Annotated in this window: 27 protein-coding genes and 1 tRNA gene; 17 read left to right on the plus strand and 11 right to left on the minus strand. The window is 65.5% G+C overall.

The window, feature by feature from the left end; all coding sequences use genetic code 11:
- Nucleotides 1-27 precede the first annotated feature (27 nt).
- The 4 genes from Y704_RS0105845 to Y704_RS0105860 all read left to right on the plus strand — a co-directional run bounded on the left by Y704_RS0105845 (nt 28) and on the right by Y704_RS0105860 (nt 2,057).
- The gene (locus tag Y704_RS0105845; protein WP_026549423.1) at nt 28-327 is read left to right on the plus strand and encodes a hypothetical protein; all 300 of its coding nucleotides are present in this window, start codon (nt 28-30) and stop codon (nt 325-327) included.
- 99 nt (nt 328-426) lie between these two features.
- Nucleotides 427-1,281, plus strand: coding sequence for an HNH endonuclease (locus Y704_RS0105850; RefSeq protein WP_026549424.1), 855 nt, complete (start codon nt 427-429; stop codon nt 1,279-1,281).
- Between the two features lie 65 nt (nt 1,282-1,346).
- Nucleotides 1,347-1,607 carry a GlsB/YeaQ/YmgE family stress response membrane protein gene (locus Y704_RS0105855; RefSeq protein WP_026549425.1) on the plus strand — a complete coding sequence of 87 codons (261 nt, stop codon included), beginning with the start codon at nt 1,347-1,349 and terminating at the stop codon, nt 1,605-1,607.
- Nucleotides 1,608-1,751: 144 nt separating this feature from the next.
- Nucleotides 1,752-2,057, plus strand: coding sequence for a DUF4193 domain-containing protein (locus Y704_RS0105860; RefSeq protein ID WP_026549426.1), 306 nt, complete (start codon nt 1,752-1,754; stop codon nt 2,055-2,057).
- A gap of 115 nt (nt 2,058-2,172) precedes the next feature.
- Here Y704_RS0105860 and Y704_RS0105865 read toward each other — a convergent pair.
- A tRNA-Ala gene (locus Y704_RS0105865) sits at nt 2,173-2,245 on the minus strand.
- Nucleotides 2,246-2,345: 100 nt separating this feature from the next.
- Here Y704_RS0105865 and Y704_RS19295 point away from each other — a divergent pair.
- The 3 genes from Y704_RS19295 to Y704_RS25540 are packed head-to-tail and all read left to right on the plus strand — an operon-like array spanning nt 2,346 to nt 5,595.
- Nucleotides 2,346-3,917: a DHA2 family efflux MFS transporter permease subunit gene (locus Y704_RS19295; RefSeq protein ID WP_051476741.1), complete on the plus strand. Its 1,572-nt coding sequence runs from the start codon at nt 2,346-2,348 to the stop codon at nt 3,915-3,917.
- A 35-nt stretch (nt 3,918-3,952) separates the two neighbouring features.
- Complete coding sequence (locus Y704_RS0105875) at nt 3,953-5,422, plus strand: S10 family peptidase (protein WP_026549427.1); 1,470 nt, start codon at nt 3,953-3,955, stop codon at nt 5,420-5,422.
- 50 nt (nt 5,423-5,472) lie between these two features.
- On the plus strand, nt 5,473-5,595 hold the full coding sequence (locus tag Y704_RS25540) for a hypothetical protein (RefSeq protein ID WP_275451055.1): 123 nt from the start codon (nt 5,473-5,475) through the stop codon (nt 5,593-5,595).
- Between the two features lie 85 nt (nt 5,596-5,680).
- On the opposite strand, the gene Y704_RS0105885 is transcribed toward Y704_RS25540, so the two are convergent.
- Complete coding sequence (locus Y704_RS0105885; RefSeq protein ID WP_026549428.1) at nt 5,681-6,181, minus strand: DUF456 domain-containing protein; 501 nt, start codon at nt 6,179-6,181, stop codon at nt 5,681-5,683.
- Nucleotides 6,182-6,277: 96 nt separating this feature from the next.
- Between Y704_RS0105885 and Y704_RS22655 the strand changes: the two genes are divergently transcribed.
- Complete coding sequence (locus Y704_RS22655) at nt 6,278-7,201, plus strand: hypothetical protein (protein ID WP_051476742.1); 924 nt, start codon at nt 6,278-6,280, stop codon at nt 7,199-7,201.
- 127 nt (nt 7,202-7,328) lie between these two features.
- Here the strand turns inward: Y704_RS22655 and Y704_RS0105895 are convergent, their stop codons facing one another.
- Nucleotides 7,329-8,246, minus strand: a complete 918-nt coding sequence (locus tag Y704_RS0105895; protein WP_026549429.1) for a glucose 1-dehydrogenase — start codon at nt 8,244-8,246, stop codon at nt 7,329-7,331.
- Between the two features lie 261 nt (nt 8,247-8,507).
- Between Y704_RS0105895 and Y704_RS0105905 the strand changes: the two genes are divergently transcribed.
- Together Y704_RS0105905 and Y704_RS0105910 are read left to right on the plus strand one after the other, a co-directional pair.
- On the plus strand, nt 8,508-9,131 hold the full coding sequence (locus Y704_RS0105905; RefSeq protein WP_026549430.1) for a flavin reductase family protein: 624 nt from the start codon (nt 8,508-8,510) through the stop codon (nt 9,129-9,131).
- Nucleotides 9,132-9,203: 72 nt separating this feature from the next.
- On the plus strand, nt 9,204-9,434 hold the full coding sequence (locus tag Y704_RS0105910; RefSeq protein ID WP_026549431.1) for a zinc-ribbon domain-containing protein: 231 nt from the start codon (nt 9,204-9,206) through the stop codon (nt 9,432-9,434).
- A 35-nt stretch (nt 9,435-9,469) separates the two neighbouring features.
- On the opposite strand, the gene Y704_RS0105915 is transcribed toward Y704_RS0105910, so the two are convergent.
- Complete coding sequence (locus Y704_RS0105915; RefSeq protein WP_026549432.1) at nt 9,470-10,315, minus strand: HpcH/HpaI aldolase/citrate lyase family protein; 846 nt, start codon at nt 10,313-10,315, stop codon at nt 9,470-9,472.
- A gap of 114 nt (nt 10,316-10,429) precedes the next feature.
- Between Y704_RS0105915 and Y704_RS19305 the strand changes: the two genes are divergently transcribed.
- A complete protein-coding gene (locus tag Y704_RS19305; protein ID WP_343212817.1) occupies nt 10,430-11,134 on the plus strand; it encodes an MgtC/SapB family protein in 705 nt (234 codons plus the stop codon).
- A gap of 2 nt (nt 11,135-11,136) precedes the next feature.
- On the opposite strand, the gene Y704_RS0105925 is transcribed toward Y704_RS19305, so the two are convergent.
- Nucleotides 11,137-13,839, minus strand: a complete 2,703-nt coding sequence (locus Y704_RS0105925) for an alpha-amylase family glycosyl hydrolase (protein ID WP_026549433.1) — start codon at nt 13,837-13,839, stop codon at nt 11,137-11,139.
- Nucleotides 13,840-14,180: 341 nt separating this feature from the next.
- Between Y704_RS0105925 and Y704_RS0105930 the strand changes: the two genes are divergently transcribed.
- Together Y704_RS0105930 and Y704_RS0105935 are read left to right on the plus strand one after the other, a co-directional pair.
- On the plus strand, nt 14,181-14,573 hold the full coding sequence (locus tag Y704_RS0105930; protein ID WP_253904241.1) for a YciI family protein: 393 nt from the start codon (nt 14,181-14,183) through the stop codon (nt 14,571-14,573).
- A gap of 3 nt (nt 14,574-14,576) precedes the next feature.
- Nucleotides 14,577-15,824, plus strand: coding sequence for an RNA polymerase sigma factor (locus Y704_RS0105935; protein WP_026549435.1), 1,248 nt, complete (start codon nt 14,577-14,579; stop codon nt 15,822-15,824).
- A gap of 40 nt (nt 15,825-15,864) precedes the next feature.
- On the opposite strand, the gene Y704_RS23915 is transcribed toward Y704_RS0105935, so the two are convergent.
- Nucleotides 15,865-16,128, minus strand: coding sequence for a hypothetical protein (locus Y704_RS23915; RefSeq protein WP_155850224.1), 264 nt, complete (start codon nt 16,126-16,128; stop codon nt 15,865-15,867).
- 127 nt (nt 16,129-16,255) lie between these two features.
- Between Y704_RS23915 and Y704_RS0105945 the strand changes: the two genes are divergently transcribed.
- The gene (locus tag Y704_RS0105945; RefSeq protein ID WP_026549436.1) at nt 16,256-16,642 is read left to right on the plus strand and encodes a helix-turn-helix domain-containing protein; all 387 of its coding nucleotides are present in this window, start codon (nt 16,256-16,258) and stop codon (nt 16,640-16,642) included.
- On the opposite strand, the gene Y704_RS0105950 is transcribed toward Y704_RS0105945, so the two are convergent.
- Nucleotides 16,625-17,839 carry a PucR family transcriptional regulator gene (locus Y704_RS0105950; RefSeq protein WP_026549437.1) on the minus strand — a complete coding sequence of 405 codons (1,215 nt, stop codon included), beginning with the start codon at nt 17,837-17,839 and terminating at the stop codon, nt 16,625-16,627. The genes Y704_RS0105945 and Y704_RS0105950 overlap by 18 nt on opposite strands.
- Nucleotides 17,840-18,073: 234 nt before the next feature.
- Between Y704_RS0105950 and ald the strand changes: the two genes are divergently transcribed.
- On the plus strand, nt 18,074-19,186 hold the full coding sequence (gene ald, locus Y704_RS0105955) for an alanine dehydrogenase (protein ID WP_026549438.1): 1,113 nt from the start codon (nt 18,074-18,076) through the stop codon (nt 19,184-19,186).
- Between the two features lie 25 nt (nt 19,187-19,211).
- Here ald and Y704_RS0105960 read toward each other — a convergent pair whose 3' ends face one another.
- Nucleotides 19,212-19,811 carry a TetR/AcrR family transcriptional regulator gene (locus Y704_RS0105960; RefSeq protein WP_216698951.1) on the minus strand — a complete coding sequence of 200 codons (600 nt, stop codon included), beginning with the start codon at nt 19,809-19,811 and terminating at the stop codon, nt 19,212-19,214.
- 96 nt (nt 19,812-19,907) lie between these two features.
- Here Y704_RS0105960 and Y704_RS0105965 point away from each other — a divergent pair, with 96 nt between their 5' ends.
- Nucleotides 19,908-20,477: an NADPH-dependent FMN reductase gene (locus Y704_RS0105965; RefSeq protein WP_026549440.1), complete on the plus strand. Its 570-nt coding sequence runs from the start codon at nt 19,908-19,910 to the stop codon at nt 20,475-20,477.
- 22 nt (nt 20,478-20,499) lie between these two features.
- Here Y704_RS0105965 and Y704_RS23920 read toward each other — a convergent pair whose 3' ends face one another.
- The 3 genes from Y704_RS23920 to Y704_RS23925 all read right to left on the minus strand — a co-directional run bounded on the left by Y704_RS23920 (nt 20,500) and on the right by Y704_RS23925 (nt 21,913).
- Nucleotides 20,500-20,658: a hypothetical protein gene (locus Y704_RS23920; protein WP_155850226.1), complete on the minus strand. Its 159-nt coding sequence runs from the start codon at nt 20,656-20,658 to the stop codon at nt 20,500-20,502.
- Between the two features lie 47 nt (nt 20,659-20,705).
- On the minus strand, nt 20,706-21,671 hold the full coding sequence (locus tag Y704_RS0105975; protein ID WP_026549441.1) for a lantibiotic dehydratase C-terminal domain-containing protein: 966 nt from the start codon (nt 21,669-21,671) through the stop codon (nt 20,706-20,708).
- A gap of 101 nt (nt 21,672-21,772) precedes the next feature.
- Entirely contained in the window at nt 21,773-21,913 is a 141-nt protein-coding gene (locus Y704_RS23925) for a hypothetical protein (RefSeq protein WP_155850227.1), read from the minus strand.
- Nucleotides 21,914-22,349: 436 nt separating this feature from the next.
- Between Y704_RS23925 and Y704_RS0105990 the strand changes: the two genes are divergently transcribed.
- The gene (locus tag Y704_RS0105990) at nt 22,350-23,315 is read left to right on the plus strand and encodes a helix-turn-helix domain-containing protein (RefSeq protein WP_026549443.1); all 966 of its coding nucleotides are present in this window, start codon (nt 22,350-22,352) and stop codon (nt 23,313-23,315) included.
- Nucleotides 23,316-23,370 lie beyond the last annotated feature (55 nt).

Here is a 23,370-nt window from a genome sequence, read left to right on the forward strand (position 1 = left end):
GGACACAATTATTGTCAGGAGGAATTCATGAACCCAAACGCCGACCGCGTCGCCCAATCCGAGGTTGGACACTCCGAGCCGGGATTCACCGCCTGGCCCCGGCCCCTGTCGACCCAGGCGCTGGGAACTGTCAAGAAAGCCCTGCTCGTAGTGCTGGTCCTCATCGGTGCCTATCAGATTGTGCCTGCGGGCAATTTCGGATCCGCCGTGAGCCAGGCCTTCACCCTCCTGGTGATCCTGTCCTGGCTCGGGCCCGGGGTTCGGGTGCTGATGCAGCTGTCACGAGGCCGGCGCGGTTCCCAGCAGGAGGATCCACCTGCCGTCTAGGTGGCCGGTTGCCGGGCTGACGGCTACGGGACCGATGGCCTGCCGCTGATTGCTTGCCGGACTGATTGCCGGCGTCAGGGCTGGTGACACACTGGGACGATGACGGCAATCCTCCTTGGCTGGAATCCCGATCACGGAAACAGTTGGGAGCCGAACTACCCGGTGGTCCGCGACCGGCTCTTCCGCTGCGGGACAGTGCGCAAACGTTGGAGTGTCCGCGGCCTGATGCACGGTGCGGCAGACGCGGACGCCTGGCTCGTCCTGCAGGGCACGGGCACCGGCGGCCTGATCGGTCACGGGGTCGTGGCGTCAGCGGTCGTCGAGGATATCGACGACGGCCCGTGCGTCGACGTCGAATTCGACGCCCTGCTGGATCCCGGCGACCATGTCCGGCTCCACGAGCTTGCCGCCCTGCTGCCGGCAGTCCCCTGGGAGGCGGCATCCCTGTCCGGCCGCCACCTGACGGAAGCAGAGGAAACGGCAATTCGGGGTCTATGGGAAGATCATCGACCGCTCGATGACATCGATCCGATCCTGCCCGTTCCCGGAGCCTACCCGCAGGCCGCTCTCACGAGGGTGTCGATGAACCGCTATGAGCGCGATCCCGAGGCCCGCAGGATCTGCCTCGCCCAGCACGGGTTCTCCTGCGCCGTGTGCCGCTTCGACTTCGAGGCCGCCTATGGACCCATTGGGCGGGGATTCATCTCCATCCATCATCTCGTTCCGGCGTCGCAGCTTTCCTCCGGCTACGAGCTGGACCCCATCCAGGATCTGCTGCCGCTCTGCCCGAACTGCCATGCCATGGCGCACCGCCGGGGGGTTGCCCTCACCCCCGCTGAGCTCCGCCGGATGATGTCCGGAGCCGGGTTCGTGGAGGGATCGGTCGTGACGCAGAATCAGCTAGACTCCCAAGCTGGTGCCCGGAAGCTTCTGGGCGAGTCAAGTCCGCATTAACCCTTGACCTGGCCTCGTGTTGGCCGGGCATCATGGGAAGTCCGCAATCGAAAAGGAAAATCACCATGATTGGCTTCATCATCGCCGGCCTCGTCATTGGCGCGCTCGCACGGCTCATCAAGCCCGGCAAGCAGAACCTCGGCCTGCTCGCCACCCTCCTGCTGGGCCTCGTGGGCTCGGTGATCGGCGGCGTCATCGCAAGCCTGCTCGGCACGGGGAACATCTTCGAGCTGAACATCTTCGGCTTCATCGTCTCAGTCATCGCCGCAGTGCTTCTCATCGGAGTTGCGGAAGGAGTGGCCGGACGTCGCAGGGTGACGCGCTAGCAGACAGGGCCGGCAGCATCGGATGGCCGGCCGCAGGGCGCTCGCCCACCTCCGTAACAGACAGTGGAATAACAATTGCCTTATGGCGGTTGTGGCATGGACATGTACGCTATAGCGCGTCCATCAGAAGGAGAAGTTCGCCCCATGGCAACAGATTACGACGCACCTCGCGTCAGCCAGGAAGATCAACCAGCCAACGAATCGCTCGAGGCGATCCAGGCACAGAGAAGCGCAACCACCCAGACGTCGCTCATCGACGTCGAAGACAGCGACACCGCGGAGGGCTTCGACCTGCCGGGCGCCGACCTGTCCCACGAGGAACTGCTCATCCAGGTGGTGCCGGAGCAGGAGGACGAGTTCACCTGCATGTCCTGCTACCTGGTGCATCACCGCAGTCAGCTGGCCCGGGAGAAGAACGGAAACAAGTACTGCACGGAGTGCGAGGGATAGACAACCCACGACAGCCGCGGGAGCAGCGCCGTCGACCGCCGCGTGAAGGCGCGGGCGACGGCGGGAATCCGCCTGCGCGGAGGCGCCGGGCCTCGTGCGGGGGCGCGGGAAACAGTGGAGCTTAGGGGAATCGAACCCCTGACCTTTTCATTGCGAACGAAACGCTCTACCAACTGAGCTAAAGCCCCAAACAGTTTCCACTGTATCCAACTATCCGGAGCGTTGCTCAACCCGGTACCCGCAGCAGCCCAGGACCAATCGTCAGGGCTCGAGAGTAGGCTTCTCCCCATGCCCCGGAAAGAACCAGCAGTACGCTCGCCGACCACTCACCCCGGAGAGCTCCGCCCCTGGCCGGCTCTGTGGTCGCTGGTCATCGGCTTCTTCATGATTCTCGTTGACTCGACCATCGTTTCCGTGGCCACGCCCGCCATCATGGAGGGCCTGGACGCCGGAATCGACAGCGTGATCTGGGTGACCAGTGCCTACCTGCTGGCCTTCGCCGTGCCGCTCCTCGTCACCGGCCGGCTCGGTGACAGGTTCGGGCCGCGGCGCATCTACCTCATCGGGCTCGTGGTCTTCACCGTTTCGAGCGCATGGTGCGGCTTCGCTGATTCCATCGAGGCGCTGATCCTCGCTCGGGTACTCCAGGGTCTCGGCGCGGCACTGATGACGCCCCAGACCATGTCGGTGATCACCCGGATCTTCCCGCCCGAACGCCGCGGAGCCGCCATGGGCCTCTGGGGATCCGTCGCAGGAATCGCCACCCTGATCGGTCCTGTGCTCGGCGGCGTACTCGTCGACACCGCCGGCTGGGAATGGATCTTCTTCGTGAACGTGCCCGTGGGTGTTGTCGGCTTCATCCTCGCGCTCCGCCTGGTTCCCCGTCTCGAAACCACCGCGCGGCGCTTCGATCTGCTCGGGGTCTTCCTCAGCGCGGCCGGCATGTTCTGCCTGGTCTTCGGCATCCAGGAGGGCGAAACCTACAACTGGGGCACTATCGCCGGCCCCCTCTCCGTCTGGTCCCTGATCATCACGGGGCTCGTACTCCTGACGGCCTTCGTCATCTGGCAGCGGGTGAACCGCGGCGAGCCGCTCGTCCCGTTGAAGCTGTTCCGCGACCGCAACTTCTCGCTCGCAAACACCTCGATCACGGCCATGGGATTCTCCATCACCACCATGGCGCTCCCCCTGATGCTCTACGCCCAGACCGTCCGCGGGCTTTCCCCCACCCAGGCTGCGCTGCTCCTCACCCCGATGGCCGTCATCTCCGGCATCCTTGCGCCCTTCGTCGGAAAATTCGTGCAGCGCAGCAACCCGAAGTACATGGCGGTTGCCGGGTTTGCGGGGATGTCCGCCGCACTTTTCTGGCTGGGCTCGATCCTCACCACCGATGTGCCCCTCTGGCAGCTCCTGCTCCCCATCTCCCTCCTCGGACTCGCAAGCGCCGGTATCTGGGCACCTGTCTCACTCACTGCCACCCGCAATCTCGCTCCCTCACTTGCCGGTGCCGGATCCGGTGTCTACAACACCACCAGGCAGGTCGGCGCAGTGCTCGGAAGTTCGGCCATCGCCGCGATCATGCAGGCACGGCTCCTCGCCAACGTGAGCGGTGGGGGCGTCAGCGCGACTCCGGGCAATCCACTGCCACCCGAGGCTCAGGCGGGGTACGCCCTGGCCATGGGCCAGTCGCTGTACCTGCCGGCCGCCGTCGTCCTCATCGGTTTCGCAGCAGCACTGTTCTTCGCGAAACCGGAGCAGAACACCGCATGGGCGGCGGATTCCGCGGCACTTACCGCACCGCGTACCGCAACCCCGACCGCAGGGTCGACATCCGGTGAGGAGGCGCACGCCGGGTCGTAGTCGTTGCCTGCATCAACCAGCTGTAGTCTCGAGTCATGGCTGATGAGACGACTGACACCTCGAAAGACACTCCGACCCCGGTCAAGGACGTGAGCGACGACTTCGTCACGCGCAGCCACACCTCACCCTCGGGCCTGAAGTACACCTCCACCACGGGCCGCCTCGTGCTGCGCCAGGAGGAGACCAAGGACGGGAAGTCCGACGGATTCAAGCCGAAGGCGGAAATCTTCCTCATCGCCTACACCAAGGACGACGCCGAGGAAGGCCGCCCTGTGACCTTCGCCTTCAACGGCGGTCCGGGCTCGGCCTCCGTCTGGCTGCACCTCGGCCTGCTCGGTCCTCGCCTCGTGGAATCGGGGGACGTCGGCTCCATGGCCCCAGCGCCGTTCGGGCTTTCGGACAACCCCGAGTCACTCCTGGAATCCAGTGACCTCGTGATGATCGACCCCGTCAACACCGGTTTCTCCCGCGTGGTGGAGGGCGAGAAGTCCGACGGCTTCCACGCCTTCGTCGAGGACCGGGACCTGGTGGCCGAGGTCATCCGGCTCTGGACCACCCGCAATTCCCGCTGGCTGTCGCCCAAGTATCTGATCGGTGAGTCCTACGGAACCTTGAGAGCCGTCGCGGTTGCCGGGCGGCTGTTCGACGCCTACGGCATGGCCGTCAATGGACTGGGGCTCATATCGACGGTCCTCAACATGTCGACGCTGCGATTCTTCCCCGGGAGCGATCTCCCCTACGCACTCCACCTGCCCACCTACGCTGCCATCGCCCACTACCACGGCCGCCATGAGGGCCGCGGGCTCGCGGAGGTGGTGCGCGAGGCCGAAGAGTTCGCCGCACGGGACTTCGGGTACGCCCTCACTCAGGGGGACCGTCTGACAACGGAGGAGTACGACGCCGTCGTGGAGCGGCTGCACTCCATCACCACCCTGGACGAGGACTTCATCCGCCGCACCAATCTGAGGTGGGCGTATTCCGAGTTCGCGGCAGAACTGCTGCGCGGCGAAGGCCTCTCGGTGGGCCGCATCGACGGGCGGTTCACCGCGAGGCCCGAAAGTCTCCAGGCCTCCGACTCCTCGGACGACCCCAGCATCCGGGCCATCACCGGCCCCTACTCCGCCGCGATGAACCATTACGTTCGAGCTGAACTGGGATACGAGAACGATCTTCCCTACGAGATCCTCACCGCCCGCGTCCATCCCTGGAGCTACCGTACGTTCGAGGGTGCGCCCGTGGACGTCTCGGGCGTCCTCGAGCGGCTCCTGGTGAACAACCCGCACCTCCGGGTGCACGTGGACTACGGCTACCACGACGGCGCCACACCGCACTTCGCGGCGGAATACGTCTGGGCACACATGAATCTGGATGAGAGCTCACGCGCACGCTTCACCCACCACTATCACGAGGCCGGACACATGATGTACCTCAACCCCGTAGCACGCCGGGCACAGCTGCAGGCACTGCAACTGTTCGTCTCGAACACCCCGCACGGCACCCGATAGTAAGTATGATGAGGAATATCTCCGGCAACTTCTTCCGATAGGACCACCCCATGCTGAAACGAATCCTCTGGGCTCTCGCCCCCGTCATCGCCTCGAAGATCATGGCAAAGCGCCGGGGCAACCAGGGAACGCGCGCGGAGAAGACGCGTTACACCAAGAAGCGCGGCAGGTAACCCGCTGGCTGGGGCCGCTCGTAGCGGCCGGGCGCCAAGGGAGGCGGCGGTGTCGCTGACGGGTGAGGTTTGAGGCGCTGCCGGCTCACCGCGCCAGGAAGTGGATCCACACGCCCACGATCCAGATGCTTCCTGCCGCGAGAGCCAGTCCCAGTTCGGCAAGAATGCCCAGCCCGGCGGCCTTCAGCGCGTGGCCGCTCGACGCAAGCGCGGGTCTGAAGCTGCGCTGGCGGTGATACTCGCTGCCGAACAAACCTGCGGCAAAGCCGACGAACAGCCCGACGACGGGGATGACGAACATCCCGATCACTGCCAGAACCAGTCCGATGGTGATCGACCTGGCCGGGATTCGACGACGCTGAAGTGTTCGACCCGTGAGCACCAGCCCCGCGACAAGGCCGGCGACCGCGAGAGCGGACCCGAGTCCGAACACCACCCACCCGGTGGCGCCGCCCACGGAAAACGCCCACAGCAGGAGTGCCCCGATGATGAGGATGCTGCCGGGAAGGATCGGCACTACTACGCCGGCAATCCCCACCGCTATCAGCACCGCGGTCAGGATTGTCATCAGAATCTCGAATTCCATTCCGCCAGTCTCCCATCCCCTCGCTGGCGTGGCCGTTCCCGCCCCTGCAATACTAAGTAGACTTACGGCTTCACGGCCCTGACATCAGGAGGACTAGTGAGTACATCAGGACCAGGGAATACGGAGGGCAGGGACCGGGGGTCCCATGCCGAGGGTGTCCCCTCCGCCGACGGCGGCTCCAATGACACCACCCGGACTCCTGCGGCCGGAGCAAGCAGCATCGGCGAAGCACCCGATCCGGGAACCAGTCGAATGCCGGCGGCGAACACCGGCAGCGGCGATGCGGACGCCACGCGTGAGCACACGCAGGTTTTTCCCGTGAGCCACACCAAGGACACCAGCCAGGACCAGCACGCCGGTCATCGCCTGGATCCTGACCAGAACGCCGCCCGCAACCACCGCGCCGGCTCCGGCAACGACGGGTATCGTGACCGGGACGCGGTACCCACCGCAGCTGACCGGCAGGCACTGCACCAGCGTGAGAAGGAGAGATTCGGCGGTATGAAGTTCGGGTCGGCGTTCTTCGGCTGGCTCACCGCAACAGGTATGGCTGTCCTGCTCACCGCCCTGCTGGCTGCGGTGGGCGCCGCGTTCGGCCTGTCCACGAACACCAATCTCGGTGAAGCGGCGAACCAGGCATCACAGACCGCCGGCATCATCTCCGCCGTGGTTCTGCTGGTCCTACTTCTGATCTCCTACTTCGCCGGCGGCTATGTCGCCGGCCGGATGGCCCGGTTCGACGGCGCCAAGCAGGGAATCGCCGTCTGGCTGTGGGCTGTCATCATTGCCATCGTCGTGGCGGTCATCGGTCTGATTGCGGGAAGTCAGGCCGATATCTTCGCCAACATCAACAGTTTCCCCAGCCTTCCCGTCAGTGAGGGCGACTTCACCACGGCCGGGATCATCGCCATCGTCGCCGCAGCCCTGACGGCCCTCCTCGGGGCAGTGCTCGGTGGGCTCGCCGGAATGCGGTACCACCGGCGTATCGACCGCGCAGATTTCGATGAGGCCCGCAGCTAGCAGCAGGCAAACCGCAGCGAAACCTGTGGATGCACGAGCGCGTGCGCCTACACGGAACGCCCGGCTCCCTCCCCGGGGGCCGGGCGTCCTTCTGCCCCTCAGTGTTTCCAACCCTTGCTGGCGGCAGTTACGGGGCAGGCATGCCTCCGTTGACGTTGAGCGTCTCGCCGAGCACATAGCTCGATTCCGGCGAGGCAAGAAAGACATAGGCCGGGGCCAGCTCGGTGGGCTGACCGGCGCGGCCAAGGGGTGTGCTCTTGCCGAACTCGGGCAGGGCTTCCTTGGGCTGGCCGTCGGACACCTGGAGTGGAGTCCAGATGGGGCCCGGCGCCACGGCGTTGACGCGGATGCCCTTGGGCGCAAGCTGCTGGGCCAGGCCTTTGGTGAAGTTGTTGATCGCGGCCTTGGTGCTCGCGTAGTCGAGGAGCGTCGGCGAGGGCTCGTAGGCCTGGATGGACGTGGTGTTGATGATCGTGGATCCGGGCTGGAGGTGCTTGAGGGCTTCCCTTGTCACACGGAAGAACGAGTAGATGTTCGTCTTGTAGGTGTGGTCGAGCTGCTCGTCGCTCAGCTCCTCGAGCGACTCGACGGCTACCTGCTTGCCTGCGTTGTTGACGAGGATATCGAGCCCGCCCAGTTCCTCGGCCGCCTGCCGGACCAGCGCTGTGCAGTACTCGGGGTCCTTCAGGTCACCGGGAATCCGAACAGCCTTGCGACCCGCTTCCTCGATGAGGGAGACAATCGTTTCAGCATCCGCTTCCTCCTCCGGCAGGTATGAAAGGGCGACGTCGGCACCCTCCCGCGCAAAGGCGATGGCAACTGCTGCTCCAATTCCGGAATCGGCGCCCGTGATCAGCGCTTTGCGGCCCGACAGTCGGCCCGTCCCCCGGTAGGAAGTTTCGCCGCGGTCGGCAAGCGGCTCGAGGTCGCGGTCCAGACCCGGCTCCGGCTGGTCCTGCTTGGGCGGCGCGATGCTCTCGAAACGTGTGACGGGATTCTGGAACGTGTACTGGTCCGGGGTTCCCGCCGGGCTTTCAGCTGTCATGACTCACTCCCATGGCCGGTGTGCGGTGGCTGGGGCCAGCATCAAATGCTAAGCCTGCTTACGACACTAGGTGGTGGGTTCGAGAGAGACAAGGAATGACCCTTCTAAAGAATGGTCGAGAAAAATCCTGCTCCGATCGAAAGGATCATGGCCGCCACGAGGAGCCAGACAATGGGGACACGGTACCTGTTGATGAAGCGCATATCAGACAAGTCTAACGGCGGCGCAACCCACCTCCACGCTCCCGGTTAGGCTGGTTCCATGCGCCGAGACTTCAAACCCTCCACCGAGCGAAGCCGGGATTTCTACCGCTTCCTGACTGCGGTGGTGGTTCCCCGGCCGATCGCCTGGGTATCATCCCGGTCCGCTGACGGCATCGACAACCTGGCCCCGCATTCCTTCTTCACCATCGCATCGGTCAACCCGCCCATCGTCCAGTTCACGTCCGTGGGCCGAAAAGACTCCGTGCGCAACATCGAGGCCACAGGCGAGTTCACTGTCAACATCACCCCCGAAAGCCTCTTCGAGGCCGTGAACGCCACGGGGACGGCCTTCCCGCCGGACGTCAGCGAGTTCGACGCCGTCGGGGTGACCCGGGAGGCAAGCCTTACTGTCGCGCCGCCGCGCGTCCGCGAATCCCCCGTTTCCCTGGAGTGCCGTCTGCACTCGACGCAGCAGATGGGCAACTGCACCCTGGTGTTCGGCGAGGTGCTGCATGGCGTGGTGTCCGAGGAGTGCCTCGACGGAAACCACCCCCGAATTGATGCGCTCAAGCCGCTTTCGCGCCTCGGCCTCAACGAGTGGGGCACAGCGGGAACTATCCGTCGCATTCAGCGTATTCCGCTGGAGGAATGGCCCGATGATTACCACGCAGCCCTCCGATAGAGTTCTGTACCGCCGGCCCTGGATCAGCCAGTACCGTTTCCGCCGACTTCCGCGATCCACCGAAGGAGCCCCATGTTCTTCCTTTTCGGCCTCACAACCCGCGAACGCATGCTTTTCGCGCGCACCGCCACCTGCCACTTCTGCGGACAGTACGTCCCGCAGCGCGTTGTACAGCGGCGGACCAAGCTGACTGTTTTCTTCATTCCGCTGTTGACCCTGAGCCGCAAGCGCCTGATGGTGTGCAGCAACTGCGGAGGATCGTCGAAGATCAGCGCCGGCCAGCAGAGAGCCATGGCCCGCTGAGCAGTCCGGGCCGGATCGCCGCGCTCGAACCCGTGTCAGGCGTTCCAGAGTCCGTAGGAATCGGCAAGCGAGGAAATCTTCTGTGCGCGGGCAAGTCGCGGCAGATAGGAGCCGTCGCCCACGACCGCGCCCGCCGCATGGGCGCTGAGGAGCTCGAGCGCCCACTGGATTTCGGAATCGCTGGGCGATAGCCCCCGGTTGATGGTGTCGGCGGCATCCGGCAGAAGGCAGAGCTTGCCCGTCATTCCCATGGACGCCGTGACTTTGCAGGCCTCGAACAGCTTGTCGCCGAGCGCCCCCACCGTGGGGCCGTCGATGGGTCCCGGCAGTTGACCAACCCGTGAGGCCACCACAAGTTTCGAGCGGGCATAGGCAAGCGCCATCGGATCATCGGATGCACCGGTATCGCGGCGGAAATCGCCGACCCCGAAGGCGAGGCGGAAGGTACCCGGGGCGCTGGCGATCGCCGTCGCGTTCTCGATGCCCAGGGCGGATTCGACCAGGGCAAGCACGGGCGTCCCCGCCTGGAGCCGCATCGCGGTATGCGTCACCTGCTCGGGTTTCTCCGTCATGGCGAGCATGACTCCCCTCAACCCCGGCGCCTTCGACAGGGCGGCAAGGTCGTCAGCCCAGTAGTCGGTCTCGATACCGTTGACGCGCACCCACGCTGTCATGCCCGTAGAGAGCGCTTCAACCACACGCTCCCGGGCGGCCACCTTCCCGTCGGCCGGCACCGCATCCTCCATGTCGAACACCACGGAGTCCGCTTCCGAGGTCAGCGCGGGAACAAAATGGTCCTCGGAGGCCGCCGATGCAAGGAGCCACGAGCGGGAGAGCTTGGCGGGAAGCGCCGCAGCGCGGCTGTTTCTAAGGGAGGCCATAGGAAAACAGTACTGACGTGGAGCGGGCATTATCCACCGCGCCGCGGGAAGGCCGATAAACACTACGACCAAAAGGGCCGCCGAAGTGCTGCGTCGAGCACATAGGGTGTGAGCGTGGACCTCATCTCAGGAACTTTCCTCACCGAACTCACGCTCGCCTGCGCGGCGTTCGTGTTGTCGTCGCTCATCGGACTGGAACGGCAGATCCGACAGAAAAGCGCCGGATTGAGGACCCATGCGCTGGTCGGAACCGGCTCAGCCGTCTTCACGCTCGTCTCGGCGTATGGCTTCGCCTCGGTCACCGGGCCCGACTCGGCTCTGGACCCATCCCGGATAGCAGCGCAGATCGTCTCAGGAGTCGGTTTCCTCGGAGCGGGAGTGATTTTCATGAACAGGGACGTGGTGCGAGGCCTCACCACGGCTGCCACCATCTGGATGTCGGCCGCAGTGGGCATGGCGTGCGGAGCAGGAATGGTTCCCCTTGCCGTGACGGCAACCGTTCTGCACTTCGTTGCCGTCGGGCTGCTGGCTCCACTGGCCAAACTCCTCCCGCTGGCGGACAGGAAAAGGACCGTCGAAGTCCGGTACCTCGACGGCCAGGGCGTGTTGCGCGAGGCGCTGGCCGCATCAACCGAAATGGGCTTCGACGCTTCCATCCTGTCCACCCGCAAAATCTCCGACGGGACTGCCCCGCAGGTCCTCGTGCGGATGAAATTCCACGGAAAGGTGTCACTGAGGGACCTGCTGACCCAGCTCAGCGAAGTGCCTGGCGTCCTGGGCGTCACCACAACTGACGACGCCCAGGGCGACGGGGACTGAATCTACTCGGTACCGATCAGGTGTGTCCGATGGTCATACACGAATCTCACCGGTCCGCCGACGTGGTTATAAGAGATGTTGCTCCCGTCCCTGCCTCCGCCCGCGCCGTAGTTCTCGGTCCAGGATCGATTCAGGGCGGCCTTGTAGTCGTACGTTCCCGCGGGGAGGTCGGCGACCTCGAGGATCCATAGCTGTGTCGCCTCATCGAAGCGCATCTGGGCCTGATCACAGGTCGGATCCCAGTCGGCCCCGCACCCGAGTTCGGAGTCGAGGCTTCCCGCGACAGCCACGGTGTCCGGCTGGTCGACGGTGGAACCCACCGTCACCGTCCGGAGATCGCTGACGGACCCGTCCAACACCGCTCGGTACCGGATTTCCGTACCCTCACCGAGGTTCAGGGCAGTGAGATCGTCGACGGCGGTGTAGGTCGGGGAAGAGTCGTCCGCGCCGATCGCAGTCCACTCACCGCCGGCTACGCTCCGCTGGAGGGTCACTGCATAGTCCGATCTCTCCGGGCTCACGGTCGCCGTGACGTCGACGTCGTCCTGGACCCGGGATCCTTCGACGGGCAGGTTCATGGAGAGCTTCGGCGCAGGGACGCTGGCCGAACGCTGGCCGGACGTCCTCGTGTGGTCGGCGTTGTCGAGCACTACCGCCCGGTACTCGAGGGCCTCACCGGCGGCGAATCCGCTGACGTCGTGGTAGACGCCGTAGGGCGCGTTGTCGTCGGTGCCGATGTTCGTCCAGACCCCATCCGTGGTCCGCGCCTCGAAGCTCACCTCGTAGAACGAGGAACCGTCGACGTCGGCGGCAACCTTCATGCGGCCGTTGTCCTCCGGAGCGGGCAGGGGTTCCTGCAGCGTGACGGCCGGGGCCTCCTTCGAGTGCGGAGTCCGACCCGAGGCTTCATACACCACGGCGGACAATGCGGGAACGGTAACCGGAAGGGTCCCGTCCGCTGCCGATTTCACGCGGTCGGCTGCGTCACCGTAGACCAGTCCGTAGCTGCGCTTTCCCGCGTAGGTCGGGATGGATGCGGTCTGGGGCTCGGTGCTGTTGTTCAGGGCGACGACGTACTCACGCTGGTCCCCGGCATCGATACGGGAGAAGGCGTAGATGCCGGGGCCGTCCGCGGCGTACCGGTGCTGGTGGGCCCCGTTGCGCAGGGCAGGGTGCTCCGCCGTGACCTCCGCGAGCGATTTGATCCCCGTGTACAGCGGGTGGGTCGTGTCGAAGTTGTCCACGGCATGGGTCGATTCCGTACCCAGCAGGTCGTCGTCCAGGTACTCGCCAACCTGGCTGGCGAACATCGTCTGCCGCGCATCCTGGTCGCCGCCCGGTCCGGTAAAGCCCTGCTCGTCGCCGTAGTAGATCACCGGATTGCCGCGGGCGAAGTACATCAGCTCATGCGCGAGGGTGTCCCGGGCGAGAATCTCATCCTCGGGCGCTCCGGGATTGTCCGCGGCGATGAAGCTGCCGATGCGGCCCATGTCGTGGTTGCCGAGGAAGGTCGGCAGGCTGTAGGCATTCGAGTCGGCATCGGTGTACCAGTCGTCTCCAGCGAAGAAGGACTCGAGGTCGGTCGCGGGCGCCCCCTGCGAGGCGTAGCCGCGGGCAGCCGACTGGAACGGGAAGTCCAGGACCGACTGCATCCGGTTGCGCGTGGTGAACTGCGAGGTGAAGGCCTTGGAGGTGTCGAAGACCTCGCCGAACATGAAGAATTCGTCCTTGCCCTGTTCCTGTGCGAACGACAGGACTTCGGGACCGAAGTCCTGCCAGAACTCGTCGTTGACGTGCTTCATCGTGTCGATCCGGAAGCCGTCCACCCCGAAGTCGGCGATCCAGGTCTTGTAGATATCGGCCATTCCGCTCACCACGCGCGGATGCTCGGTGGACAGGTCGTCGAGGCCGAAGAAGTCACCGTAGTAGGCGTCCTCACCCGCGAAGGTGGTGTCTCCCCGGTTGTGGTACAGCGTCGGGTCATTCAGCCATTCGGGTACTTTCAGGGCCTGGTCGGCCTCCGGCACCATCGGAACGTAAGGGAACGACGTCGCCGCATCCAGTGCGGGGAACGCACCCGTGCCTGCGAAGTCGCGGTCGTCGAATTCATTGCCCTCCGCGTCGCGGTAGGGCTCCTCATCCTTGGAGATATAGGGCGCACGTTCGCCGGCGTCGTAGCCGATGACGTCGGCGGTGTGGTTCGTGATGATGTCGAAGTAGACCTTCATGCCCCGTGCGTGCGCCGCGTCGATCAGCGCCTTGAGGTCGTCATTGCTGCCGAGGTGCGGGTCGATCTGGGTGAAGTCCGTGATCCAGTAGCCGTGGTATCCGGCGGAGCCGTCCTCGGGCTGGACGGCTCGGTTCTTGAAGCTGGGTGTCAGCCAGATGGACGTGGTTCCCAGCCCCTCGATGTAGTCGAGCTGGTCCTTCAGCCCTTTGAGATCGCCGCCGTTGAAGAACCCCTTGCGGGTCGGATCGAAACCGGAAACCAGCGGATCGGAACCGAGCCCGCCGTCGTCGTTCAGTGCTGTGCCGTTCTGGAACCGGTCGGCCATGACGAAGTAGAAATTCTCGTCAGTGACGGCGCTCCGCAGCGAATGCTGCTCGGTGGCGGACGCAGCTGTGGACGACGGGGGTTGAGGGTCCTGCGGCGCGGCGAGCGCCGGTGGTGCGAGAACCGAGCCGGTAACGAGGGCAGTGAGCATGACGGCGGTGGCATGGCGGGGGATCAAGCTGTCTCCTTTGAAAGGTCACTGCACAGTGTGTAACGCATCACATCCGGAGTCAATCGGGCGGCAACACGAGGGGAAGCCCCTGTTAGACGGGTGCGCACTCCGGAATTCCTCCGGCGTGGAAGGAGCGTCCGCTTACCCCAGGTGGCATTCTCACAGCCATCGGACGGGCGGGTGATTTAGGCTGGGACCGACCGCCTGACCATCCGTGGATGTCCTGCCGGCGGGATGTGTCGAAGCTGCACCGTCGGGTCCGACAAGGAGTTGAGGCGCCACGAGGGCGTCCGGGATGAAGGGAATGCACGATGAGGTACATGCTGCTGATGAACTACGAGAGCGGCGCGGGCTGCGACGTGCCGATGAGCGAGTGGTCGCCGGAGGATATTTCCGCGCACATCGAATTCCAGCACGCCCTGGGCCGCGAGTTGACCGACACTGGAGAACTGGCGGACGCCCAGGGCCTGGCCGCACCGGACACCAGCAAGGTGGTGACGTGGGACGGGCGCAACGCGCCGGTGGTCACTGATGGCCCCTTTGCCGAATCCAAGGAATTCCTCGCCGGCTACTGGATCGTGGACGTGGACTCTGAGCAGCGCGCCCTCGAGATCGCGGCGAAGGCGTCAACGGCGCCCGGCAACGGTGGAGTCCCGATCCAGCAACCCATCGAGGTCCGGCAGGTGATGGCCGCACCCGCCGTGCAGGGCTGAGCGATGTCGACGACCGATGTCCCTGAGGAGTTGCTGCGTCACCTCACGCCGCAGGTCCTCGGGGCGTTGGCTCGCCGGTGCGGCGACTTCTCGGCGGCCGAGGATGCAGTGCAGGAGGCGCTGCTGGCTGCTGTCCAGGCATGGCCCCGGTCCGGGGTGCCGGCCAATCCGGTCGGGTGGCTGATCCGGGTCGCACAGCGACGCCTCATCGACGACATCAGGAGCGACGCGGCCCGACGCGCTCGAGAGGTGCTCGTCGCTGTTGATCCGACCGTGCCGGGCGACGTGGCCGGGAACTCACGACAGCAATCCTCCGCGGAGGACGACACACTGACCCTGCTGATGCTGTGCGCCCACCCCTGCCTTGGCCCGGCTTCCGCAATTGCCCTGACGCTGCGCGCTGTGGGGGGTCTGACAACGGCTCAGATCGCGGCCGCATTCCTCGTCCCCGAGTCCACCATGGGGCAGCGCATCAGCCGGGCGAAGCAGAGCATCCGCGCCGCCGGAGCCAGGTTCGAACCGCCCGCACCGAAGGATCGCCGGGAACGCGTCAGAGCCGTGCTCGCGGTGGTCTACCTGATGTTCAACGAGGCGTACGTCTCCCACAGGGACGGTCTGGATCGACCGGACCTGGCCCTCGAAGCCCTGCGGATCGCCCGGCTCCTGGTCGGTTCGGCACCGGGCGATCCCGAGGCTGTGGGCCTACTCTCCCTCCTCCTCCTCACGCATGCGCGGCGTCCCGCGCGGACCGATCACGCCGGGCGTCTGGTGCCCCTGGACGAACAGGACCGACGATTGTGGGACGCCGGCATGATCGAGGAGGGGCATGGATTGCTGCTGCGCGCTCTGGGGGCAGGGGCCGTCGGTCCCTACCAGGTGCAGGCTGCCATCGCGGCGCTGCACGACGAGGCCTCCTCGGCCGAAGCGACGGATTGGCCGCAGATCTCCGCCCTGTACACGCTTCTTGAACGGATGGCACCCGGCCCGATGGTGACCCTCAACCGCGCGATCGCTGTCGGGATGGTGTCCGGTCCGCAGGCCGCACTCACCCTGCTCGACGGCCTGGAAATCCTGTCGGACCATCACCGTCTCCACGCTGTCCGCGCGCATCTGCTTGAACGCATCGGCCGATTGACCGAGGCACGCAGTGAATTCGAACGTGCTGCCGGACTGACCGCCAACACTGCGGAACACTATTACCTGATCACCAGGGCCGCACAATTGGCCCGCGGGGACGACGGCGGCCGCTGACCAGGATCCCGTGCAGCAGATCGGCCGGTGAAATACAGGGTCAGGTGTACCAGAACCAGCGCGGCGGGCTCCACGTCTCGGGTACTGAATGGGCACTGAAGGAACCGCAGGCCGAGCACGAGTAACTCGCGCTGCCGAGAATGCGGCGGCCGTGGCCGATCCCCACCCGTGCCGGAACATACTCTTCGAAGATGAGGTAGTCGGCGGTGTTACACGGCTGGCACCAGGGCACTTCCCCGGTAACGGTCAAGGGGATGATCCCCCGTGCGCGGCGCACCGCCCGATTCTGGTCGACAGTCGTCATTATTCCCACCATTTCATCCTCGAACCGACGCTGGCACCAGGCAGCAACGGTGCTGATGACAACAGGGTAGTCCTACGCAGACCCGTTGCAAAGAGCAACGGTGGCGGGCTGCTGGCACAATAGCCCCATGCCTACGAGAACGCCGCGCACCACCCCGGCACTCACGCCACGGGAAGCCGATGCACTCCGCCACGCGCTCGCGGACAGTGCCGATGTCACAGTGTTCGTCGACGGCACTGCCTTCCGCTTACCCGCGGCAGCGCGGAACGCCGTCGTCGACCTGCTCGAACGGCTCGGCGACGGCAACACCGTCCAGTGCGTCTCAGTGGCAGAGATGCTCACCACTTCCCAGGCGGCCGAACTCGCCGGAATCTCCCACACGTACCTGCGCAACCTCACCGATGCGGGCACGATTCCCGCGGAATACCGGGGTTCCCACCGGCGGATACGGCGGAGCGACGTCGAGCACTGGCTTGAACTGCAGCCCCGGTCGGCATCAGAAGCGGGGGCGTAGGCCCCAACGCCGTGCCTTGAGCGCCAGATGCAGCTCCAAGCGGACCGCCCCGTTCAGCGGGTCGGCGCCGATGATCCTGCGGATGCGCGCCAGCCGGTTATAGACGCTGCTGCGGTGGAGGTGCAGCTGCGTCGCCACGTCCTGAACCGAGCCATCCTTGTCGTACAGCAGCTCAAGCACCGGAAGCAGTTCACCCACGCGGTCGTGCTCCTCGAGCTCCGTGAAGTAGATGCTCCGGGCATCGGACAGCTGCCAACCCATGACGCTGAGGAACTGGTAGGCCCCGATCGCCCGGTACTCGGCGATGACACCGAGCTGTTCGTCGACCGCCGAGGCCTGAGCCGCGGAACATGCCTGCGCGTAACCTGCCTGCAGGCTCCGCAGGTCGAAGAACGGTTCGCTCACCCCCATGGTGAGCAGCCCCACAGGACGGCCGGCCCGTTTCGCCAGTTCCGTGCGGTAGCGCTTCAGGACCGCCGTATGCGCGGCATGCCCCACGCCGGGGGTGAGCAGGAGAACGGAATGGGAAGTGGAGCCTGCGCTGAACAGAATGGGACGCACACCGACCGTCGCCTGAAGCGCCACCGTCCTGTGCATGGTGGCAGCGGCAAGCGGATCAGCGCCGGGAACCGTGCTCGGGCCCGCTTCCACGACGACGGCGAGCTGCCATGCACCGCCGGCCGCCACCTCGCGCCAACCACGCAATCCATCCACCGCCGAGGAGATGCCGTTGCAGGCCGCAAGGAATTCCGCCTCGCGTCGGCTGCGGTGCTCGGATTCGCCCGTATTGCCCTCGAGGAGCAGTCCGGCAAGGTGGTCGAGGTCCACCCGCACCTGCGGCAGGAGAGCGATGATGGCGGCAGCGGGATCGTCGTCGGAATCCTGCTGCACCCACAGGTAGCCCACGCGGAAGCCCTTGACCAGGAGCGGGACGCAGATACGCCCCAGCATCCCGAGGCCCGGATTGGCCGGGACTGCCACCGGCTTGACGGCAACGGCAATGCCGTGGCGGAACTGCCACTCGCTGACATCCGCGGGGACCTTCTTGCTCAGCAGGAAGTTGACCCTCACCCGGTCAGCCGCGACCTGGTCGCTGCTGTAGGCGAGCAGGACGCCGTCCAGGTCCTCCAGGGAAAGACCACGTCCCAGTGTGCGGGCGATGCGTTCGACGGCATCTTCAATCGCTGGTCGCTGCACGGAGCCAGCCTACCGGCATGCGGCCGGTCCCACCGACAGTTGACGCCCCGAAACTCGACAGGTGTCGATTGCGCCCGCAGCCTCTCCGATGCTAGTGATACGCATCACGTGGGCTTCGGCCGTCCGCTCCCGGACGAGGCTCCCCTGCAGCGGAAAATCCTTCCGACGGCGAGTCCATACTGGGAGGGCCCCAAGCTCGCCCTTTCTCGCCCGAACCGCACACTGGAGAATCCCATGATCGTCGGCGTTCCTAAAGAAGTGAAGAACAACGAGTTCCGCGTAGCCATCACCGCATCAGGTGTCCACGAATTCCGCTCCCACGGCCATACGGTCCTCATCGAGCGGAACGCCGGTCTCGGCTCCAACATCTCGGATGAGGAATACCTGTCCGCGGGGGCCGAGCTGGTGGAATCAGCGGACGACGTGTGGCAGCGCGCCGACATGGTGCTGAAGGTCAAAGAGCCCGTGGAACAGGAATATCACCGCTTCCGGCAGGGTCTCATCCTCTTCACGTACCTCCATCTCGCAGCAGAGCCGGAGCTCACGCGTGCACTGCTGGATTCCGGCGTGACGGCCATCGCCTATGAGACGGTGCAGGACGGCCGCTCCCTGCCGCTGCTGGCCCCGATGTCCGAAGTGGCAGGACGCCTCGCGGTGCAGGTCGGCGCCCAGGTGATGACGGCCCCCGCCGGAGGCCCGGGCCTGCTCCTGGGCGGGGTGCCCGGCGTACGCCCGGCAAACGTCGTGGTGCTCGGCGCCGGAGTTGCCGGGACGAATGCCACCGCCATGGCGGTGGGCGCGGGCGCCGACGTGTCGATCCTGGACATCAACATCGCCCGGCTGCGCGAAATCGACGCACTGTATGCGGGAAGGGTTCGAACCATCGCCTCGAACAGGCTGGAGATCGAGAAGGCGGTCCTGGAAGCCGACCTCGTCATCGGATCAGTCCTGATTCCCGGCGCGAAGGCACCGAAACTCGTCACCAATGCCCTCGTCGCGCGCATGAAAGACGGCAGTGTCCTCGTGGACATCGCGGTGGACCAGGGGGGCTGCTTCGAGGATTCCCGTGTCACCACCCACGAAGATCCCACCTTCAAGGTCCACAACTCGTTGTTCTACTGTGTAGGGAATATGCCCGGGGCGGTGCCGAATACCTCGACCTACGCTTTGACCAACGTCACGCTCCGCTACGCGGTCGCGCTTGCCGACAAGGGGGTCCGCGAGGCCTTCGAAGCCGACGCCGCCCTCAGCCGCGGGCTGAACACCGCCAGCGGGAAGGTAGCCCACCACTCCGTCTCCAGCGCGCACGGGCTCGAGCTGGCGGAGGACTGGCGCTCACTCGTCTAGCGGACCCCTCACATCCGTCAGTCCGTCAGTCCGTCAGTCCGTCAACAAGGACATTCCACGCCCGAACCAGCCGTGCCCGCGGCATGCCGCGGTCATCGGAAAGGTGGAGCAGCAGGCCTGCGTCAAGAAATGCGGCAAGCTGGTAGGCAGCAAGCTCGGAATCGCCCTGCACGCCTGCTTCCCGCAGCAGCATGATCAGATGAAGCCGAACGAGCCGCTGGGTGGGGTGGGCGAGATCGGGCCCACCCGGTGATCCCGCCGCCCGCACCACCCGGCCGTCGACCTCCAGCCGGTCGATGCTCGCGGCCCCGAATGCGCGGAGGCGCTCCCTTGCCGGCGCTCCGGGGCCAAGGGGCGGAGGTCCGAACATGAAGGCCTCCTGGAACGTCCGCCCGGTCTGGTCGGCGAGTGCCTGCATCAGGCCTGCCCTGCTGCCGAAGCGGCGGAAGACGGTGCCCTTGCCGACGCCTGCTTCGCGCGCGACGCCGTCCATGGTGAGACTGTCCACGCCGCTGCAGGCCACGATGGTCGACGCGGCGTGGAGCAGGAGTCGTCGGTTCCGCGAAGCGTCCCTCCGCTCGCCGTCGTTCCCCGACAGCGGCAGCGACCATTCCATGCGCTCCATGTCGAACATTCTAGTGCGGAATAAAACGGACCACAGTCCGGTTAATGTTGTGTGCCCATCGCCAAATTGTGGGCTTCAAACATTCGGGAGATCATCATGGCGAACATCACCATCCTCACCCTCGTCGGCAGCCTGCGGGAAGGTTCCATCAACCGTCAGCTCGCGGAAGTGGCAGTCCTGAATGCCCCGGAAGCGGTGGACGTCGTAACTTTCGACGGGCTCGCCGACGTGCCCTTCTACAACGAGGACATCGACACCGACGAGCACCGACCCGCTGCGGCGACTGCGCTCCGCGAAGTCGCGAACCAGGCGGACGCGGTACTGCTCGTTTCGCCCGAGTACAACGGCACCATGCCCGCTGTCCTGAAAAACGCCATCGACTGGCTTTCACGGCCCTATGGCGCTGGTGCGATCTCGGCCAAACCGGCAGCCGTCATAGGATCGGCGTTCGGCCAGTACGGCGGCGCGTGGGCCCACGACGATGCGCGGCGCTCGCTCGCGGTTGCCGGAGCAACGGTGATCGATGACACGAAGCTGTCGATCGGCAGTTCGATCACCCGGTTCGCCGAGGTTCACCCCAAGGACGACGCCGAAGTGGCGGGGCAGGTCATTGGCGTGCTCTCAGCACTCGCAGGTGCAGCAGCACCCGCCAGGACGGCTGCCTAGGAGTACCTGGCTCACGGCCTGCTCAGTACCACTGATGTCCCGCCCATGCAGCGTCCCGGAGGTATGCGCCCGCCGCGCCGGGCTCCCCGGGCCCGTCGTGGAGGCCATCCTGCACTTCCTCGACGACGCCGGCTGAACAATCAAGGGCGTCGGACAGCCCGGTATCGGTTCGTATGCTCATGGTGCTCCTGCTTTCATCGACCGGATGGGCAGCGCCGTGGGACCGGGCTACATGCTGCTGCGGGATCCACCCTTGATGGCCAGTTCCGGGTGGCAGGTCCTCGCGAAAAGACCCAGGGCGGCTTCCTCACGGGGCACGAATCCCAGGCGGTTCAGCGTCATATGGGCGTGATGCACGGTGAGGTGCTGTGCGGTTCTGCTGACCCGCGCCTTCTCCGCCCGGTGCAGGTAGGTGTCAAGGCACCGGAACCAGCGGCGCCGCCAGTTCCGGACCTCCGACTCGGACGCCGTCGCGGCCATCCGGGCGTGAAAGCCGGTGGCCTTGGCTGCCACCTGCCGCGTCATTGCTTCGCGGACGGCGTCGGCCCGCGGGCCGACGTCGGTGGTACACGTCCGGAGGTGCAGATCCCAGTAGAGGTCCCAGGTGATCCTGCGCCGCTCGGGCCGTCCTGCCGCATGCGGACCATGCATCAGACTGTGGGCCGAGTCGAAAAGGATCAGGGCTCCGAGGGCTGAGCGGCTCTGCATCTTGACGAAGCGCTGGCCGGCCCACAGGGACAGCTCCGAACTCAGCTCGAACACCTCCTCCGCGAGGTCGAGACCCACAGCACCGCCGTACTTGACCAGATTGGCTTCGAGGTGCGCGTCGACGACGCCGAGCCCAGGGATGAAACTGTCGCCGACGGCGCTTGAGTAGTGCTGGTGGACCAGAAGCTGCGGGAAGGCGAGGGCGCTCTGTTCCTGGAGCGGCCGGTTGAGGGCCCTGAGGCGTTCAAGAATGCGCGGGTGGGCCTGGATATGCAGGTTCACCTGCGCCCTCCGGGCCTGGTCCTCATCCCTCGTGAAGTACCAGCGTTTCGCTCCAAGCGCCTCGGCCTGCGCCACCAGAGGGGTAACCAGCGCTCCAACGATGCCGTCCGCTACATCGAAGCCACCCGGAGAAAGCGTGAGGTGCCACCATTGAGTGCCTGCAACGGTTCGTGAGGCGGTTCGAACCGCTGTCAGCTGACTCATGGCCCTCTTCTTCAGGGTTAGTGGTTACCCCGCTGGGGCGGGATTGTGGGTAAGGATTCACCGGCATGGCGTGCCCGCAAATCCTTTGTCGGGATCAGGCCCTACTTCGGCCAGTCCCAGCTACTCGCCGATATCGATCCGCTGTACCGGCCCGGATCGTCAGCGGAAGGGCCGGAGGTGGCTCCTCCTGCCGTTCCAACCAGAATGAGGAGCCCGGCCGCTGCACCGATAATCTTCTTCATGGTGTTTCCCTTTCACGATCCGGCAGCCTGCAGAAGAAGGGGCTGCACGTACAACTCCTGCGGCCTGCCCGTCGACCGCGTGCTGCTGATCCGGTTTCCCAAGAATGGCTGGCGCCTTGAGGCAGTGTCCAGATGCAGGGCCGCCATGTTCAGGACATGGCCTGAACCGGACTCCCGCCCGAACGGGATGACCGGCACCACCAGCGAAAACCACCCGAAGCGCGCGGTATTCCGCGCAGTCCCGGGGAACTGGGCACGGAGCACTGCGCGAGGATTGCCAATCGTCCACATTTGTCATTAACTGGACATGTCATGTTTTTCGCGTTCCATCACTGACGAACCCGCACCCTGCAGTACTGCGGCTGTCCGCCCGCAGGCCGCACCGGCGGGTGGCGGCTGACCGCCGGCGGCCCGACGGCAACAGGAGAACCCCCGAATGGACCCCACGTCTCTGGAGCTCTACCGCTATGCCGTCGGCAACCCCGGCTGGACACGGTTGGCGGCGTCGGAAGCCCTCGGACTGACCATGCGCGACGTCGAAAGCGCCCTCGGCGCACTGATCGAGCGAAAGCTCGTCAGTCCCCAGGCCTCCGGCGGCGGGGCTTTCGTGGCAGTGTCCCCCGACGTCGCACTCGCCGATCTGGTGGACGCGGATGAGCGCGCCGTGCAGAACCTGAAAACGCGGATCAGTGCGCAGCGGCGCGAACTCTCGAGCCTTGTTCCGGCATTCCTGGAAGCCCGGAAACACGTGGTCTCCAGTACCTCGGTGGAAACACTCGAGGACCCGCACCTCATCCACCGGGTACTCATCGACTACGGACGTGACGTAACGGACAGGGTGTACATCGCGCAACCCGGCCAGGGGTCGACCGCGGATGTCCACGAGGAAAGCGTGCGCAAGGACCTCGACCTTCTTGAGCGCGGCGTGAAGCGCAGGACACTCTACGATGTCAGCACGCGCGACCACGTTCCCACCCGGAAGGCGGTCGCGGCGATCCAGCAGGGCGGAGGTGAGTTCGGGGCTCTTCCCTTCATCCCCCTGCGCATTCTGATCTTCGACGAAAAACTTGCGCTGGTGGGCCGACAATCGACGCGCGAGGACAAGGCGGCGCTCGTCATCCGCGACCGGAGCCTGATCAACATCTTCACCCAGCTTTTCGAGGTTGCCTGGGAGTTGAGCGAACCCTTCCTCAGCCTGACACCGCACCACTCCCCGCTCACGAGCATGCAGCGCAGCATCCTGCAGGGGCTCTCCGCAGGCCTGCCCGACGAATCGATCGCCCGCCGGCTCGACATCAGCGTCCGCACCTGCCGCCGCCATATCGCCTGGATGCTGGAAGCCCTGGGGGCTGAGAGCCGCTTCCAGGCCGGCGTCAAGGCCCGGAACGCGGGCTGGGTGTAGGCGGCGCCCGACATCCTTCCGGGCGTTGTTGAGCAACAACTGTTGCCTATCAGGC

Origin of the sequence: Arthrobacter sp. Br18 (assembly GCF_000520555.1) — a bacterium.
Taxonomy (GTDB): Bacteria; Actinomycetota; Actinomycetes; order Actinomycetales; family Micrococcaceae; genus Arthrobacter_D.